This is a genomic window from Peribacillus frigoritolerans (assembly GCF_030676415.1).
Taxonomy (GTDB): domain Bacteria; phylum Bacillota; class Bacilli; order Bacillales; family DSM-1321; genus Peribacillus; species Peribacillus frigoritolerans_A.
Genome location: NZ_JAUUTW010000013.1, coordinates 57,420 through 71,855 on the forward strand (window position 1 = coordinate 57,420; position 14,436 = coordinate 71,855).

Here is a 14,436-nt window from a genome sequence, read left to right on the forward strand (position 1 = left end):
CATTGTTCACATTTAATGGAGGCTAGAAGGTTCAATGTGTTTATCCTGAGGGCTCACTTCTTTAATCCTCCTGATGTTCCATAATCGTTAATGGTTAATTTCACATCATAGTTTATAGTAGTTTCACTAAATCTTTTATCCCAATCCTTTTTGACCTTCTTCCATACTTTGGGGTGCTCAATTCTCAATCGATTTCCAAAGCCAGCAACGTCCACTTGGTATTCTTTTTGCATTTTTTCTACTACATTTCTCACCAAGCGTTCCACTTCTTTTTCAGAGGATTTTTCTGCTTTTTTTAGAAATTCATTTTTAAAAGTATTTCCCGGAACCACCCAAGTTTCAGATAGTCTTCCCACTGATTCGATGTTTACATCGAAAGAGATATTGTCTCCTTTAACTCGTGGTATGATAGTGCTTTTCATGGTCTCTATCTCATACACAATCAGCTGACCCGTTTCTTTATCAAAGCTTTTCACTACACCACCTTTCCCCTTGCCTGTTATCCATATTACGCCCTCCAGTTCTTCCTCATTCAAAAAACCAGTCATTTTGTGGGTCTTTCCATTGATCACGGCAGCTCCCGCAAATTTGACTTGCCCATTCACTGATAGTACATTTTGCAACAGAAAACTAGATCCTGAATGGAGCTTGCTCTCTATTTTAATAAGCGACATAGGAGGCAAAATCCTCGTTGTTCGAAAGGTATTTTCTACAATACCAACCAGACGAAACGCTGGAATTTCTCCTGCTGTCTTTGTTTCCAGTGTTTTGCTTGCTCTTCCTTTACTAATGAGCACAAGACAGCTTGGTCTAAAATCATTATCACGAAGATCTTGATCAAATAATTGTTCCAAATCATACGATTTTGCAAGCTTTTCACTGATAACAATTACTTTCATGTGATTACTGGTTATTGCCTGTTCGCTCCTTAATGATATTTCACGAGCCATTTGAAGGACGGAATCTCCCGTTTCAGAAACATTAACATAGGATTTTTGTTGTGGTCCTGCTTGTTTAGTTGTTGAACTTGCTACTTGTGGAGTGATTAGTTGATAGGTTGAAGTAATCAGGTCTTTTTTAAAATATCCCCCCCCTTGTTCGTTTAACTCTTTCTCAATGAAGGACTTCTTACCTTTATCAAATGCCAAACCTATACCTAAACTTTGCTCTTCAATTTCATGACTGCTCCAGCATCCTGTAAGGGTTAAGAACAAAAGAACGGAGAGGGAAATTAGGAGTGTACGTATATTGTTATGTAATTGTTTCATATTTTCCTCCCTTTATTCTGGAGATAATAAGCAGGGGTAGCGGTAGTAAACCAAATAACAACAATGCGACATTGCCGACGAAATCTCTAAGTTTAAATAGGTCATTGATATTTTTTCGGAATCATGGCAATCATATATAGAATCGGAAGCAAGCCATAGATAAATGGGTGAATGTTCGAAAGTTGAGCTAGAAATAAAGTAGCTGCATAGTATGTGATGATAAATATGGAAAGTATTTGCATAATCCAAACCACGAGCAATAAAGATTTAAACCGTTTAAAGATCAAACCGGAGACTTCAAAACTTCGTATAAGATCAAGTGTCGGCCATGTTCTCTTGACCACTCCATCAACAGATAATGCTCCGATGACCATTACTATCCTCCATCAAATGCCCTCCCAATTCTAATAAATCCACATTATTTATAATGTGTTGTTTCAAAGAATAGTATGCCCGAAGTAATAGATATGATTTATTTACAAAAAATCCTTTTTTAGCTCACGTTATTACACACTATTCGAGAAGAAAAATCTTAATTTACCTTGTTTTCACTCTTTTTAAAACTTGCGACATACGATTCACAATGCTGCCACTGATCTGCATTACTTTATATCCTTGTTTCCTCAAATAATGCATTAGTTGATTAAGGAACACAAAAATGATCTATCTTTTTTATAAATGTAGCCCTTACTCATTTCGAGTAGGGGCATACTTTTGTTTTCAAATGAAAGAATAAATTGTAATTCAGTGGATATCATATTAAATGTGTTACTACTTCCAAGTAACACTCCTTTTCCAAAAGCCCTTCTTCTTAATTGGAGAGGGCTTTTTTATTACAATGCTTATAAAATCATTAATTGGATAATATATTATTGTATTTCCAACAACACTCCTTCAGACAAAAAAACCCTTCTCTTAATCGAGAAGGTTTTTTTCTTTTCTTCTAATAAATAAGTGAATCTACTTCTCCATATATTAAATCTAAGAACTTATTTGAAATCTACATTTTCCAATGCTCTCAGTATATTTTCTTTAGTTAAAACTAGTTCGCATACTTTTCTTGGCTTATCATTAGCTCCTAAAGTCATTACATTCACTTCCACGAGACCATTCGATGATCCATTTTCTGAAAATTGCAGCCACCTTTCAGTAACTTCACAAGGTACGTAACCATTTCCATATTCATTAATTTTTCTTTGAGCATTCGTTATCGGGATTTTTATTAGTTTGTTATCATCAGAACTCATTATTTTAGTCTCCTTAATGTTAGGATGAAACTTATTAAAGTAGTAGATAATACTACCTATATGTTCTATAAACTTTTTCAGCAATATCCTTTCTAAATTGTTCAGAAACTACATCATCTATTTCCTTTAAGCAAAAAGCTACATCTATAATTAAAGTAGGACTATCCTCCACATTCGTCAAGAACATTAAAGACACTAATGATACAAGCAAATCTTTGTAAATTATATTAGATTCATCATAAACAATTGTTTCATTCTCTTTATTTAGAAATGGTGAGGTCTGAATTTCTGCTCTAGAGCGAAATGGCTTATTCTCAAACTCTGTGATTAGTAGGGAGTTTAAAAACTCAATTAGTTGAGAAATATTCAACTTGCTGTATTCATCTTTTAAAGAATCAACTGTTTCTTTTCCACCATGTTCGTTCAGAATATCTGTCCAAATTAACAATAACCTTTTGTCATCCATGTGTTTTTCTCCTCTGAAATTTGTTTCACTTTAAAACAATCATTTTTTATTTCTCTTTTTTTCAACAGCATTCTGACAATCTAAAATTCTTTCTGGAGTTAACTCTTCGATAGCATCTACTAGAAAATCGAATAGTAGAATTACTTTTAGCGATATAGGTAATGTACCAAAATCAGTGTGACCACCATGTAAAATAGCATGACGACTAATATTGGCCCCTAATTCTTCTCCATGACGAAAAGAAACTAAAATATTTGAATTATAATAATCATAAATCACCTTGTCAAAACCAAAACTGATCACATTCTTATGCTTCAACAAGTGTTCCAATAGAATTTGTTGAATGTGTCCATTTACATGACCAGTAATACTAAAAGCGTCTACTATAATTCCTTCGTACTGAGAAATTATTCCTAGAACAGCTAGATGATACATTCCTTGATTATGGGCTCTAACTACATTTCTTAAAATCTGAATTCTTCTTTCAAGGAATGGTTTTCCATCCCATTTAATTAACATTTCATTCATTGCAGTAGCATCATAGTTTAATGCCATAAATTCATCAATATACTCAACCACTTGTTTCTTATCCTCTATGAAATCCTTTACGATCTTTCTCATCTGTCTAATATCAACATCATAATGAGGAGGGTATCCCAATTCAACAATTGCTGCCTGAAATACTTCCATGTCTTCCTCAGTTTGCTCAATATCCCTTCTAATCTTTTCAAACGTATCAAAAATTTTATACTGTGGACTAACGGATTTCATTATTCTGTCAATAGCTAATGTACTAGCTTGAATTTCTCTGAATACTGGAGGTATCATATCATTGAGCCAATTTACATGATCTATAGAAAGTTTAATAAATTCGCTTTGTTTTTCAATAGCTGAAAATAGCGGGTTATCACAAGGATTATTTTTCACGATTAACCTCCTATTTAATTTACTTTTTAACGTCGAAATGTACAATATTTTCTTTAATTAAAGCGCTAGAATTTGATTAAATTTATTTTGTCTATACCAATATTACTTTCTATAGATTCGTTTAATTCCACTTTGATCATGTGTTCTATATCCATAGTGTACAATGTATCAACCCAAATATTTACTGTTTTTTCATTGGCACCATTGATATTGTAGGTAACAGTGAATCTTTTCTGACTCATATTTATTCCCCCTTCAGATGATATATTAACGTTATTTAATTAAAGATTAATAGTTATAGATATAATTTGTGAATGAATTTTACTTTTTCAGCTTCAAAGAACCGCCATTGGATTGAATTACATTTTTAACAGGATTAGGCTTGATTTGTAGTGTTGATTCACCTAACCTACTTTCAATGAAGTCAGAGATGGAAGGAGATTGATATATTTCAAGCTTTGTACTTTTAATTGCATATCGAGTAGGGGTAATAATTAGGATAGATGGGAACACCTTTTTATCTGGTTTTTGCCAGGGTTCATCTTTCCAATCGCCTGTATCATAATAATTTTCATAAAGATCAATTTTCTTCTGCATGACTTCTTTTGTATAAACATTGCGTTGAACCTCGATAAATATAGGGTTAAACCAAATAGCAAAGATGTCCGGTTCTATTGTTCCTTTGTCTCCATATTTAGGCTCAATCATAAGGTTTTTGGTTTCCCTATGCGCTTTCATTTCAATAACAGTATCTACAAGTTCAAGGAAGTGGGGGATTTTAGTTGAGTCTGGTTTAATGTTGCAGTCAGAGTTGAAATAAACGTATGGAGAGTGAAGTGTGCTGCATTTGATAAAGTTATCCCTTGTTAAACGCTTTAAAACGCTATTGCAAGAATTTATAGGGTTCTTAAGATGCTTAAAGTGTAATTCAACTATCTGGTTTCTTGACATCATTCTAAATTGTCTCAAGTCATTAATAATGGCTTTATCCCTTTGGTTCACTATCGAACACCTCATCTAATGAAAATTCATTTACCTTTCGATCTGAGACATCTTCAATTTCTAGTTTTTCTTGTTTCACTTTTAACGGAGCAAGTAATCCTTTAGCTTTTTTCTTGTTCATGTAAGGGACTTGAATCATTATTTCTCCTTCTTTAGTTGAAAGTATCATCCTACCTGCAGTATCTAAATCAACTGATTGCTTCAATCCACTTATTTTTGCATTCGTTTCATCTGACTGTTTACCTGATATCCTAAAGGTAAGGTTATTTTTCAATTGTCCACCTAATGACTTTGCATCACCACGTTGCATTGACAATAATAGATAAACTCCATTAGACCGACCTATACAAGATATACTTTCAATTATTTTCATTATTTTGGGTTTATCTTTGAGCAATATAACCTCATCAATACACACCACAATTGTAGGTGGCTTATCTTTTAGTTCATAAATACTCTCTACGTCATACTTGTCGAGTAATTTACCTCTACGTTCCATTTCCTTTGCAATTCTTTGAAGTGGAGGTAATAATGCCTGGGCATCCATATAAACACCCATTACATGCGGCAAACGTTTGTATATTCCAAACTCTGAAAACTTTAAATCACCAAGTAAGAATTGTATTTCATTCGGTGTTTTATGCAGTATTAAAGAGGTCAATATTCCCCTAATTAAAGAACTTTTACCACTTCCAGTAGTTCCTGTGAGCAACATATGATGTTCTTCTGCCATGTCCTTTACATTCAACTTACCTGACCTATCTACACCACACATAATAGGAATTATTTTATCCTTCAAATGAGGTTGAATTTTTTTAAACTCGTATGGAATATCTTTTTCCATGTCCTTTGTATAACACCACAATATAAACTTCTTCACCTTACCATCTATTTCAATGTTATTACCAAAGCACTGTTTGAATACCCATTCTTGTTTCAAAACTAAATCAGGATTAGAACCATCGGGTAAAGTAAATGTAAATCGAACAGCTTCACTTTCCTCATCAATATGGACTTCGTGAATCTTAGGATAGCGTGTATACGTCTTTGATTGTGTTGTCGTTTGTTTATGAATTCCACCAAGCTTAAATGCCCTCATTAACGAACCACGCAGCTTCATCTTTGTTCTCCATAACTTCATCATAGGAACGCACCACTAACAGCGAGAATTAGTTTCCATATAAATCCGAATGCTATACAAGGTATAGCAATATTAACTCCTGTGTGTAGGGCTTCAGCTACATCATAATTTCCCTGTTGTTCAAAAAACTTTTCCAAGAGGGCAACCGATACAAGTCCAACGCCCATAAGGCAAATTGTAGGATCTAATAAAATAAGTGGACTAACCGAATATAGGTTAATATTCGGACTAGTTTTCCTTTTTACCTTCTTTTTATCCTTAAAACTTCTGTCCATAAATGAATGCAACTCAATAGTATTCTTTCTTCTCATAAGAGTAATTCCTCCTTTTAAATACTTAGTCAATTACAAATTAAATAAATCCCCCTCGCGCTCCCCCTTAATCCCTCACTACGTTCACTCTTAACAAATGCCTTTGTTTCAGTCATACCAACAGATTAAACTTGTTTTTCATTGGTAATGATAATAAGTAAAAACAAAGTAACTGATCAGTCGGTAATTAGTTGATTTTTTTCAGATAATTAGTAGGTGATTCAATAAAGGATTTGTATCTACTTTGGTAAATGATATGTAGAAAGTTCGTAGATGTTGCTTGTACCTACGAGAAAGGGGAAATTTATTTACAATGGTAGAATATATCGTGTTTTTTGGACTTGTCATATCAGGGTTTGTCTTTCTAGGTTTGGACATACGAAGAAGCAGAGGAGTGACGGTGGATCAATACATTTCCCCATACTTTGTGGAATTGGATAAATGTCAAAGTCCTATTGAGAAGAAGGTATTAAAAGCATTATGGATGAGGGATTATAAAGTAACTACACAGTATCCGATAAGAAGATATAGAATTGATGTGGCATTTCCAGAATATCGACTAGCCATTGAATGTGATGGTAAAGATTTTCATTCAAGTAAGAAAGCTAAAGCACACGACAGGAAGCGAGACGCATATCTAAGATCAATCGGATGGAAAACGCTGCGGTTCAGTGGAAGTGCCATCAATGGAAATATGAGCAAGGTGATTACTCGAATTGAATCTGAAATACAAAAAAAGCACTCTGTTTAAAGGGTGCTTTTAAACATTTTGAGAAAACCACTGCTAGTTAAGGAAATAATTTATTTACAATGCTGTCAGAAGGACCTTTTGTCTATATAATGTGTATATATTCTATGAGGAAGGTTGGTTTTGTGAAATTGAAGGAATTGAGTTTTGAGCGAATCGGTTACATAAAGGCTCAGTTACAGTTATTTGATGATCATGTATTCTTAATGGCTGAAGATTGTATGCCTGTAAAGCTGTGCCGTGAAAAATATGATGAAGAAGAAGCGATTCAATTAGCGATACAGGAATTTGAAAAACTGAATAATGTAATATTGAAGTCTATCGATTGATAGGCTTTTTGTTTTTAAAGAGGAAATTTTCTCCTTTTGTCGAAAGTGTAGATAGGAAGCGGGGGATGAAATGAAAAAAATTATTGAAAAGGACCAAACGGAAGACCTGAAAAAATGGATGATTGATAACTTATTGAGAAATGAAGAACTAGGTTATGCAAATCTTTCGAATTATGATGACTACGAATTTGTTGATAAAATGTTTTTTCAAATTATTAAAGACTTTGAAGATCATATATACGGTGTTAGTAATTCAATTTCCTTTGAAACTTTATCAACTACAACATATGATAAAGTAATGGTTACCGACTGTCGCTTTTCTATTTTTAATGAAATCGAGAAGAGTATTGGACAAAATGGAGCAATTATTTATGTGGAATACGAAAATGAAGCACTCTGGCATAGTAAGATTTTCTTAAAGTCAAATTTAGAAGAAGCAAAAGAATATGCTAACATTTTAATTGAATTGGAACTTGCAGGGTTAAAAAATAAGAAAGAAGAAATTATACACCTTAAAGAAAATATTAATAAAAGGTTTTAAATTATTTCTATATACTCCCAAAGAAATGGGGGTATTTTTTTATGTATAGATAAGAACAAATGTTCTATAATGTAGTTATAGAATGAATGGAGATGTTCTTATGTCACTAAAAGATCGTGGAAAGTTAAAATGGCAAGGGTTCTTTATGCCTGAACACGTAAAATTACTTAAAGGTTTACAACAAGATTATTACCGTCAGATAAAGCCAATATTAGATGAATACCAGTTAGAGGAGTTTGAGAACAAAATACACATAGCTATGGAGTTTAGTTCAGCTGTAAAGTTTACTGTTTGGAAAGATGGATTTGACTGGGAGTATGTTGGGATGATACACAAGTTAGATGCGTTGACAAAGGTGATTCACTTAGAGTTGGAAAAAGAGAAGGGGCATATTATAAGGGTTAAGTTTGAGGATCTTGTAGGGGTAGAGGTTAAAGATTGAAGAGGAAATTGCATCTTTCTTCTATTATATAATTTTACGTGTTACTCTATCGTGTATTTTCTATAATTTTACTCGTTACTATTTTCATAGAAAAGTTAATGAAATGTGAATAAAAATTCGATACATGGAAAATATTGTAGTATCAAGGATTATATAAGGAGGATTTTAGATGATAAAAAATAAAAAAAGAAGTTTAAAGCCTAAAGAGGGACAAGCTTTTAAAAAGCAATATCCTACTAGGGATACTAGAGGAAGATTCGCAAAAAAGTCAGATATGGAATTCAAACTAAGATCCACAAAGTTGGTCAAACTTAAAGGAACATACGGGTCATTTTTAGTAAAAGAAAGATTGTTTTTTAATAATTTCATCAGTGCTACTATTACAATCGGATTAATTAGTACTTTAATAAAAATAATTATGATTTAAGGGAATAATCTTTTGTTTCCGAGGTGCTGGAATGAATGAAACTGACAAGATAAAAGAAAATAAATAGCAAAAGGTTAGGATAAAAAATTTCAAAGTAAATTTTAAATTTAACACTAAAGGACTACTATGAAAAAGAAGAAAATCTATTGTTAAGAAAATAAAAAAGGAATGATAAAGTAGATGGTTGAACAAAGGAAGAAACCCAAGTTGAAAAGTCTAAAGGTAAAACAAAACTGTGGATCAAAAGTAGAACATTCCTAAATGAATTTACAGTAGACGAATACTTGCAAAAGGAAGTAAATTTAATCGTAACAAAATATTCAAAGTGAACGAAAAAAAGCTAAGGAATATACCTTAGCTCAATAAAGGGGAATTTCTATGAAAAAGAATTAGCTGGGTTATAATTATTATTTACAATAAAATACCTTTTATACAAAAACCACCAGTTTATTTTGATTGGCGGTTTTTTGCTATTTAACATCAAAAGTAATAAATTCATTTATGTTGCTAATTTCCAAAGCACTTGCAATATTTTCAATTAATTCTTTGTTTAGTGATTTTCTCTGATTGTTATATAACTCACTGATTGAAGCTGTTCTAACATCCTTATCTAACTTTTCTTTAATTAATTCCACTAATTCCTTTTGTGTCATGTTTCTTTCCTTTAGAATTTCATCCAATCGTACCCTTAAAACAATCTTCATTTAAATCCCCCTAACGAACATTACCTATTAACGATATTATACCTTGGAAAAATAAATTACGCAATTTCGTATTTTAGAGCTTGCAATTACGAAATAACGGAATTATAATAAGTTCAAGAGTTAAAAAATACGAAATAACGTAATTTGGTATACGTAGTTCATTACCAACTCATCCAACGTAACAGACAGGTACAGGTGAAAGACTTAAGTATTAATTGAGTTAGGAACAGGTGTAATTAGGAAGTTGAGGTTGTGGACTTAAACTCCGAGTCCTCTACATTAGTCAGTGTCAGGTTCAATGTGAACCCAACAAAAATTGAATTTAAAAGGGGATAACCAAAATGACAACTCAAACAATCGAAGCTACAAAAGTATACGTATCAATCGATAATGCCGCACAGTGGATCGTATTAGAAGAACAAATGCTAGCAGGATTCAATTATCAACTTGCTTCTATAGAAGACCTTCACGACTACGTATCAGCTACTGGTGAATTCTTTACATATAACGTTGAAACTGCAGAAGGTGTTGCTAAATGGCACACAGAGGATTACCCAGAAGAGTCTCCAAATGATTATGTATGTGAATATCGGGTGATTAACTAATGAATAACAGAAACCTTCCGTCCATTACTCTGCCAATGATGTCCTCCAAGAAATTATCACAGCCACTGAGTTAGAGATTACCGAGTTAAAGAATACGATAGGAAAGATAATAAAGAAGCTGCGAAAGTCACGGTAGAAGTGTTATTCGCTTCAATGATAAAGCTGACATCTTATGAGGAAATGCGAAAGTCTTTACCTAAACGTAGTAGGGAGGGGAGAATTTTTAAATTTGGATTATCGGATCACGAGGTAGTGTGAACAAATATGGGGTGTGTTTGACAAGGTCATAGTGTCAAAGAAATAGCACTGTCGACACAAACTGTGAAGTAAGAAGAAGGTGAAATAAATGGCTAGTTGTCTTGAATGTAGTGATTGGATAGATCCTAGAAGATGCTTTGTGAGAAGTGTGAAGCTAAGGCTATTGCGGTTTGGACTAAGCTTTCTAAAGGGGAACAAGAGAGACTACTCAAAAAGAAATAGTTGACACATGATGTGCAGCTAAGAAAGGTTACTTTTGCTGAGGGCTTGATAAATCATAATAACGCCATATAAAGATGCAACAATAATGCCAAGAATTGAAAAGAGCAGGGGGAATTTTAATCGCATATAGAACCTCCATATTTTGATTGTAGCTTTATTATTCCAAAAAGGCGAAGGAGAATTCTTGCTAAGGAAATTTAATAAAACAAACGTTATGGATATGACATATTGAAGTATTCGGTTTAACCGAACAGTTCGATTAAACGGTGAGGAAATTTACCTTAATTTTCTTTCTTAAGGACAGCTTATTGGTTATTTCCCTGACCGATAACAATAAATTCGAATGTGTATCCGAAAGCTCGCAGGAAATTTAGTGCTATATACCGATAATCTTAATCTAGCAAAAACACAATGAGAGTAATCCCCTTCGAAGTATACGATAAATATTGGAGGGATTTACTTTTGATAGGTAGTATAACCATTAAACGATTGGGGTGCTTTAAATGGAAAATGGATAAATTCTTACTCATAGAAACCCTCCGTCTATACTCATTACATCTATTGAAACATTAAAAAACCCGGATAAGGGATACTTTTTTATGTGTGTCCGTTACCGGGGTATAGTTTAACTTAAAGTGTTTTTTATGAATATTCTCGAAAATACAGCAGATAGTACTAGGGTATCTAATTTTAAAGGAGTGACTAACATGAAATACACATTTTTAACAAGCGCCTTGATTGCTCTATTCCTTACCGGCTGTGGGACAAATGATAATAATGATGATGGAAAAAATGTTGGAATGAATAATCGAAGCGATCAAAATAATGCCTTTGACAATACCTTGAATGTAAATGACAGAAACGGCGACAACGATTACAATGCAAGGCAATTAAGCAATGATGACAATGATAATAAAATGCGCGTGGCAGATGAAGTAGCAAATCGGCTAGAGGACATGAAGGATGTAAAGGGTGCCTCTGTCATTATTACAGATAATAACGCATATGTCGCCGTGAATCTGACAAATGACAAGAACCTGACAAATGACTTAGAAAAGAAAATTGTTGATCAAGTAAAAAAACATGATGAAGGTGCAGACAACGTTTATGTCTCTGCAAATCCAGACTTTGTTAAAAGTATGAAGGGATATGTCAACGATATTCAAAATGGAAAGCCGATTAGCGGACTATTTGATGAGTTTGGAGATATGGCACAAAGAATGTTCCCGGATGCCAAATAGAAGAGGTTTAAATTAGAGAGTTTAAGCGTGATGTTTAGGCTCTCTAAACCAACAGGTTATCATTGAACTGAAATCTAGTATGGTTGAGTAGTGTTTTCTCCAAAGTAAAAAGGCAGTCAAGATGACTACCTAATATTCAATATTATTTTTTCCAGACGGAATTCAATGGACTATGTTCTGCATGTAACTCTGCAACATCATCATGATTGAGGGTCACATAGCGTTTTGTTTGTTCAATGTTCATGTGACCTAAAATAGCCTGTAAACTGAATAAATCGCCGCCATTTTTTAAATAGAGTTTTGCACATGTATGTCTAAAAGTATGGGGGCTACAACGAATTCCTTCAATCTTAGCTCGCTTCCCATATTTTTCAATAAGTTGATATATACCACGATTAGTGAGTTGGTTACCAGCAATATTAATAAATAGTTGCGAATATTTACTTTCGCCACGTACAGTAAGCCATCTTCGTATAGCATTTTTAGTCCGATGAGTAATCGGTACTTTCCTCATATGGTATGTTTTTGTATGGCGAACCATAATATAATTTTGCTCAAATACCACATCAAAGACGTTTAAATTTAATATTTCATTTTGACGCAGACCACATTCAAGTAACACAAGGCAAATAGCCGTATCTCGAACGCCTATCCAAGTATTATTTTCTATTTCATTGAAAAAGCGACGTAATTGTTCAACTGAAAATGCTTCTATAGCAGCACGTCGGAATTTCAGACGCTTTACGCCATCACCAGCATTAATTGGCACTTTTTTATTGTCATAAAGCCATTTGAGTACTGTTTTGAATGCTCTTAAACGAATGTTAATACTAGAAGGAGACAACTCTTTTTTGTTTTTCATGTAGAGTATTAAATCGGTGATGTGTTCACTAGTTAATTGATCTGGTGAGATATCTAGTTCTTGTTCTTCCCAGTAACGAAATATCATGCGAGTTTCTTTAATGTAATAGAAAGAAGTTGCTTCACGTAAACCCCTTATCTCGCAATCCTTTAAGAACGATTCCATAGCACTTGTCCAATCAGTAACGTAATTAACCTTTTTATCTACTGTATTAAGTTTTTGTTGTTCATCCTTAGTTAAAAAACGAGTCCTTTTCATAATAAATACGCTCCCTATATAGTTTACGACACACCGTAAACAAGAGCGTAAACTGCACAGCGTAGAATCAGCGTTTTACTCCAGTATTAACATCTTCAAACAGTTTACGATCGCCATAGCGTAAACCAACATTATTTACTGTAATCATTTATTTACATTCCTCCAAAATACTTTTGTTTCAACGTGTCCAACACTTTGTTTCATTAGTTTTACGCTGATTCACACAAACAGCAGTTTATGTCCAATAATTTTTTACATGCCGCTCGTTAAATTGTATCTTATTTCTTATGAAAATTAAAGGCAGATTAGCAAAAACAAACGTTTATAAGCAAAAATTACAAAAGAATTTGATATTGTTTATAAATTGTCGCGTATAAAGTATGTTATATTTTTTTTAAAAGAAATTTATAGGTATAAAGACTCATTACGCATCAACCATATAATTGGTAATATAGGTAACTGTAACTAACACATCAGGAGGATCGTATATGAGTGATTCAGTAGGTTTTTGGAAACGGTTTTTAGCAGGATTATTGGATGGCATAATAGTATCTTTACCATTAGCGATAATTTTCGGGTTGATTACTGGAGATTGGGAAAATGAGAACTTTTCAACGTTTTTCGACTTTCTATACATGCTGATTGTCCCGATATTATGGTATGGCTATACAGTGGGTAAAAGGATTATGGGAATACGTATAGTAAGGATGGATGGCAAAAAATTAGGCATAGGCACAATGTTATTGAGGTATTTAGTTGCTGCTTTGATTTATGTCATTACATTAGGGATAGGGTTTATTGTTAGTGCATTCATGGTCGGCCTAAGGAAAGATCATAGAGCGATACATGATTTCATAGCAGGTACATACGTGACATCAAATAAACCATGATTAATTGATAAGCAGTTTAATAGCTGCTTTTTTTTATGCAAAATTACACATTCAAAACCGATATAATTTTTAAAATATGTAGGAATATTGATGATTACTTTATTGGAGGGCACATTAAGGAATTTATATTACATTGGAAACCACGATAGAATATTTATTCATTAAAATAGTGGCAGATAGGAACTAAAAAGCACTTAACCTATATAGTCAAGTGCTTTGTTTATTCAAAACCTCTTTATTTTGATTAATGATGATTTTATTTCTTAAAATCATTTCCTTATTATTGAGTCCAACATTCAGTTCTTTGGTATTATTCACTTTTTCTAGCAGCGATACTACAGATATTTCCAATAATTCGGAGATAGGCATATTTGTTTTGGATGATAAAATTTCAAGTTCATGGATTAATTTAGGGGATAGCATTGGTTGTCTTTCATTTATTTCCATGACAGTACCCACTTTCTTAAAAAAATTATTTAATTGTAAATTATTTAATTGTAATTTAATTATATAATGTGAGTTTCCAATAAAACATTAAATTAGCGTT

At 33.0% G+C, this 14,436-nt stretch carries 19 protein-coding genes and 1 pseudogene; 8 read left to right on the plus strand and 12 right to left on the minus strand.

The genetic code is table 11. The features are described 5' to 3' along the window. Positions 1-53: 53 nt before the first annotated feature. The 9 genes and pseudogenes from Q8G36_RS13840 to Q8G36_RS13880 all read right to left on the minus strand — a co-directional run bounded on the left by Q8G36_RS13840 (position 54) and on the right by Q8G36_RS13880 (position 6,362). Positions 54-1,268 (minus strand): Ger(x)C family spore germination protein, encoded by a 1,215-nt coding sequence (locus Q8G36_RS13840; protein WP_305160503.1) that lies wholly within the window; start codon positions 1,266-1,268, stop codon positions 54-56. After that, positions 1,252-1,648 (minus strand): annotated as a pseudogene (locus tag Q8G36_RS13845) (GerAB/ArcD/ProY family transporter); the annotation flags it as partial. The pseudogene Q8G36_RS13845 and the gene Q8G36_RS13840, both read right to left, overlap by 17 nt. Before the next feature lie 609 nt (positions 1,649-2,257). Then, the gene (locus Q8G36_RS13850; RefSeq protein ID WP_305160502.1) at positions 2,258-2,515 is read right to left on the minus strand and encodes a hypothetical protein; all 258 of its coding nucleotides are present in this window, start codon (positions 2,513-2,515) and stop codon (positions 2,258-2,260) included. Between the two features lie 52 nt (positions 2,516-2,567). Then, positions 2,568-2,981: a hypothetical protein gene (locus Q8G36_RS13855; protein WP_305160501.1), complete on the minus strand. Its 414-nt coding sequence runs from the start codon at positions 2,979-2,981 to the stop codon at positions 2,568-2,570. 39 nt (positions 2,982-3,020) lie between these two features. Continuing rightward, positions 3,021-3,908, minus strand: coding sequence for a hypothetical protein (locus Q8G36_RS13860; RefSeq protein ID WP_305160500.1), 888 nt, complete (start codon positions 3,906-3,908; stop codon positions 3,021-3,023). A gap of 65 nt (positions 3,909-3,973) precedes the next feature. Then, positions 3,974-4,150: a hypothetical protein gene (locus Q8G36_RS13865; RefSeq protein WP_305160499.1), complete on the minus strand. Its 177-nt coding sequence runs from the start codon at positions 4,148-4,150 to the stop codon at positions 3,974-3,976. Positions 4,151-4,229: 79 nt separating this feature from the next. Further along, positions 4,230-4,910, minus strand: a complete 681-nt coding sequence (locus tag Q8G36_RS13870) for a hypothetical protein (protein ID WP_305160498.1) — start codon at positions 4,908-4,910, stop codon at positions 4,230-4,232. Next, positions 4,894-6,030, minus strand: a complete 1,137-nt coding sequence (locus tag Q8G36_RS13875) for an FtsK/SpoIIIE domain-containing protein (RefSeq protein WP_305160497.1) — start codon at positions 6,028-6,030, stop codon at positions 4,894-4,896. Before Q8G36_RS13875 ends, Q8G36_RS13870 begins: the two co-directional genes overlap by 17 nt. A 20-nt stretch (positions 6,031-6,050) precedes the next feature. Further along, positions 6,051-6,362 carry a hypothetical protein gene (locus Q8G36_RS13880; RefSeq protein WP_305160496.1) on the minus strand — a complete coding sequence of 104 codons (312 nt, stop codon included), beginning with the start codon at positions 6,360-6,362 and terminating at the stop codon, positions 6,051-6,053. A 313-nt stretch (positions 6,363-6,675) separates the two neighbouring features. Between Q8G36_RS13880 and Q8G36_RS13885 the strand changes: the two genes are divergently transcribed. From Q8G36_RS13885 to Q8G36_RS13905, 5 genes are all read left to right on the plus strand, one after another. Next, positions 6,676-7,113, plus strand: a complete 438-nt coding sequence (locus tag Q8G36_RS13885) for an endonuclease domain-containing protein (RefSeq protein ID WP_305160495.1) — start codon at positions 6,676-6,678, stop codon at positions 7,111-7,113. A gap of 122 nt (positions 7,114-7,235) precedes the next feature. After that, the gene (locus Q8G36_RS13890; protein ID WP_305160494.1) at positions 7,236-7,439 is read left to right on the plus strand and encodes a hypothetical protein; all 204 of its coding nucleotides are present in this window, start codon (positions 7,236-7,238) and stop codon (positions 7,437-7,439) included. Positions 7,440-7,509: 70 nt separating this feature from the next. Next, the gene (locus Q8G36_RS13895; protein WP_305160493.1) at positions 7,510-7,980 is read left to right on the plus strand and encodes a hypothetical protein; all 471 of its coding nucleotides are present in this window, start codon (positions 7,510-7,512) and stop codon (positions 7,978-7,980) included. Between the two features lie 100 nt (positions 7,981-8,080). Further along, positions 8,081-8,422, plus strand: coding sequence for a YolD-like family protein (locus tag Q8G36_RS13900; RefSeq protein ID WP_305160492.1), 342 nt, complete (start codon positions 8,081-8,083; stop codon positions 8,420-8,422). 169 nt (positions 8,423-8,591) lie between these two features. After that, positions 8,592-8,849, plus strand: coding sequence for a hypothetical protein (locus tag Q8G36_RS13905; RefSeq protein ID WP_305160491.1), 258 nt, complete (start codon positions 8,592-8,594; stop codon positions 8,847-8,849). A gap of 470 nt (positions 8,850-9,319) precedes the next feature. Here Q8G36_RS13905 and Q8G36_RS13910 read toward each other — a convergent pair whose 3' ends face one another. Then, positions 9,320-9,553: a helix-turn-helix domain-containing protein gene (locus tag Q8G36_RS13910; RefSeq protein ID WP_305160490.1), complete on the minus strand. Its 234-nt coding sequence runs from the start codon at positions 9,551-9,553 to the stop codon at positions 9,320-9,322. A 341-nt stretch (positions 9,554-9,894) separates the two neighbouring features. On the opposite strand from Q8G36_RS13910, the gene Q8G36_RS13915 reads away from it, so the two are divergent. Next, the gene (locus tag Q8G36_RS13915) at positions 9,895-10,158 is read left to right on the plus strand and encodes a hypothetical protein (protein ID WP_305160489.1); all 264 of its coding nucleotides are present in this window, start codon (positions 9,895-9,897) and stop codon (positions 10,156-10,158) included. 1,187 nt (positions 10,159-11,345) lie between these two features. After that, positions 11,346-11,879, plus strand: coding sequence for a YhcN/YlaJ family sporulation lipoprotein (locus Q8G36_RS13920; RefSeq protein WP_305160488.1), 534 nt, complete (start codon positions 11,346-11,348; stop codon positions 11,877-11,879). Positions 11,880-12,021: 142 nt separating this feature from the next. On the opposite strand, the gene Q8G36_RS13925 is transcribed toward Q8G36_RS13920, so the two are convergent. Then, a complete protein-coding gene (locus Q8G36_RS13925) occupies positions 12,022-12,999 on the minus strand; it encodes a tyrosine-type recombinase/integrase (protein WP_305160487.1) in 978 nt (325 codons plus the stop codon). A 488-nt stretch (positions 13,000-13,487) separates the two neighbouring features. On the opposite strand from Q8G36_RS13925, the gene Q8G36_RS13930 reads away from it, so the two are divergent. Beyond that, on the plus strand, positions 13,488-13,889 hold the full coding sequence (locus Q8G36_RS13930) for an RDD family protein (protein ID WP_305160486.1): 402 nt from the start codon (positions 13,488-13,490) through the stop codon (positions 13,887-13,889). Between the two features lie 207 nt (positions 13,890-14,096). Here Q8G36_RS13930 and Q8G36_RS13935 read toward each other — a convergent pair whose 3' ends face one another. Further along, complete coding sequence (locus tag Q8G36_RS13935; RefSeq protein ID WP_305160485.1) at positions 14,097-14,336, minus strand: hypothetical protein; 240 nt, start codon at positions 14,334-14,336, stop codon at positions 14,097-14,099. Between the last annotated feature and the right edge of the window lie 100 nt (positions 14,337-14,436).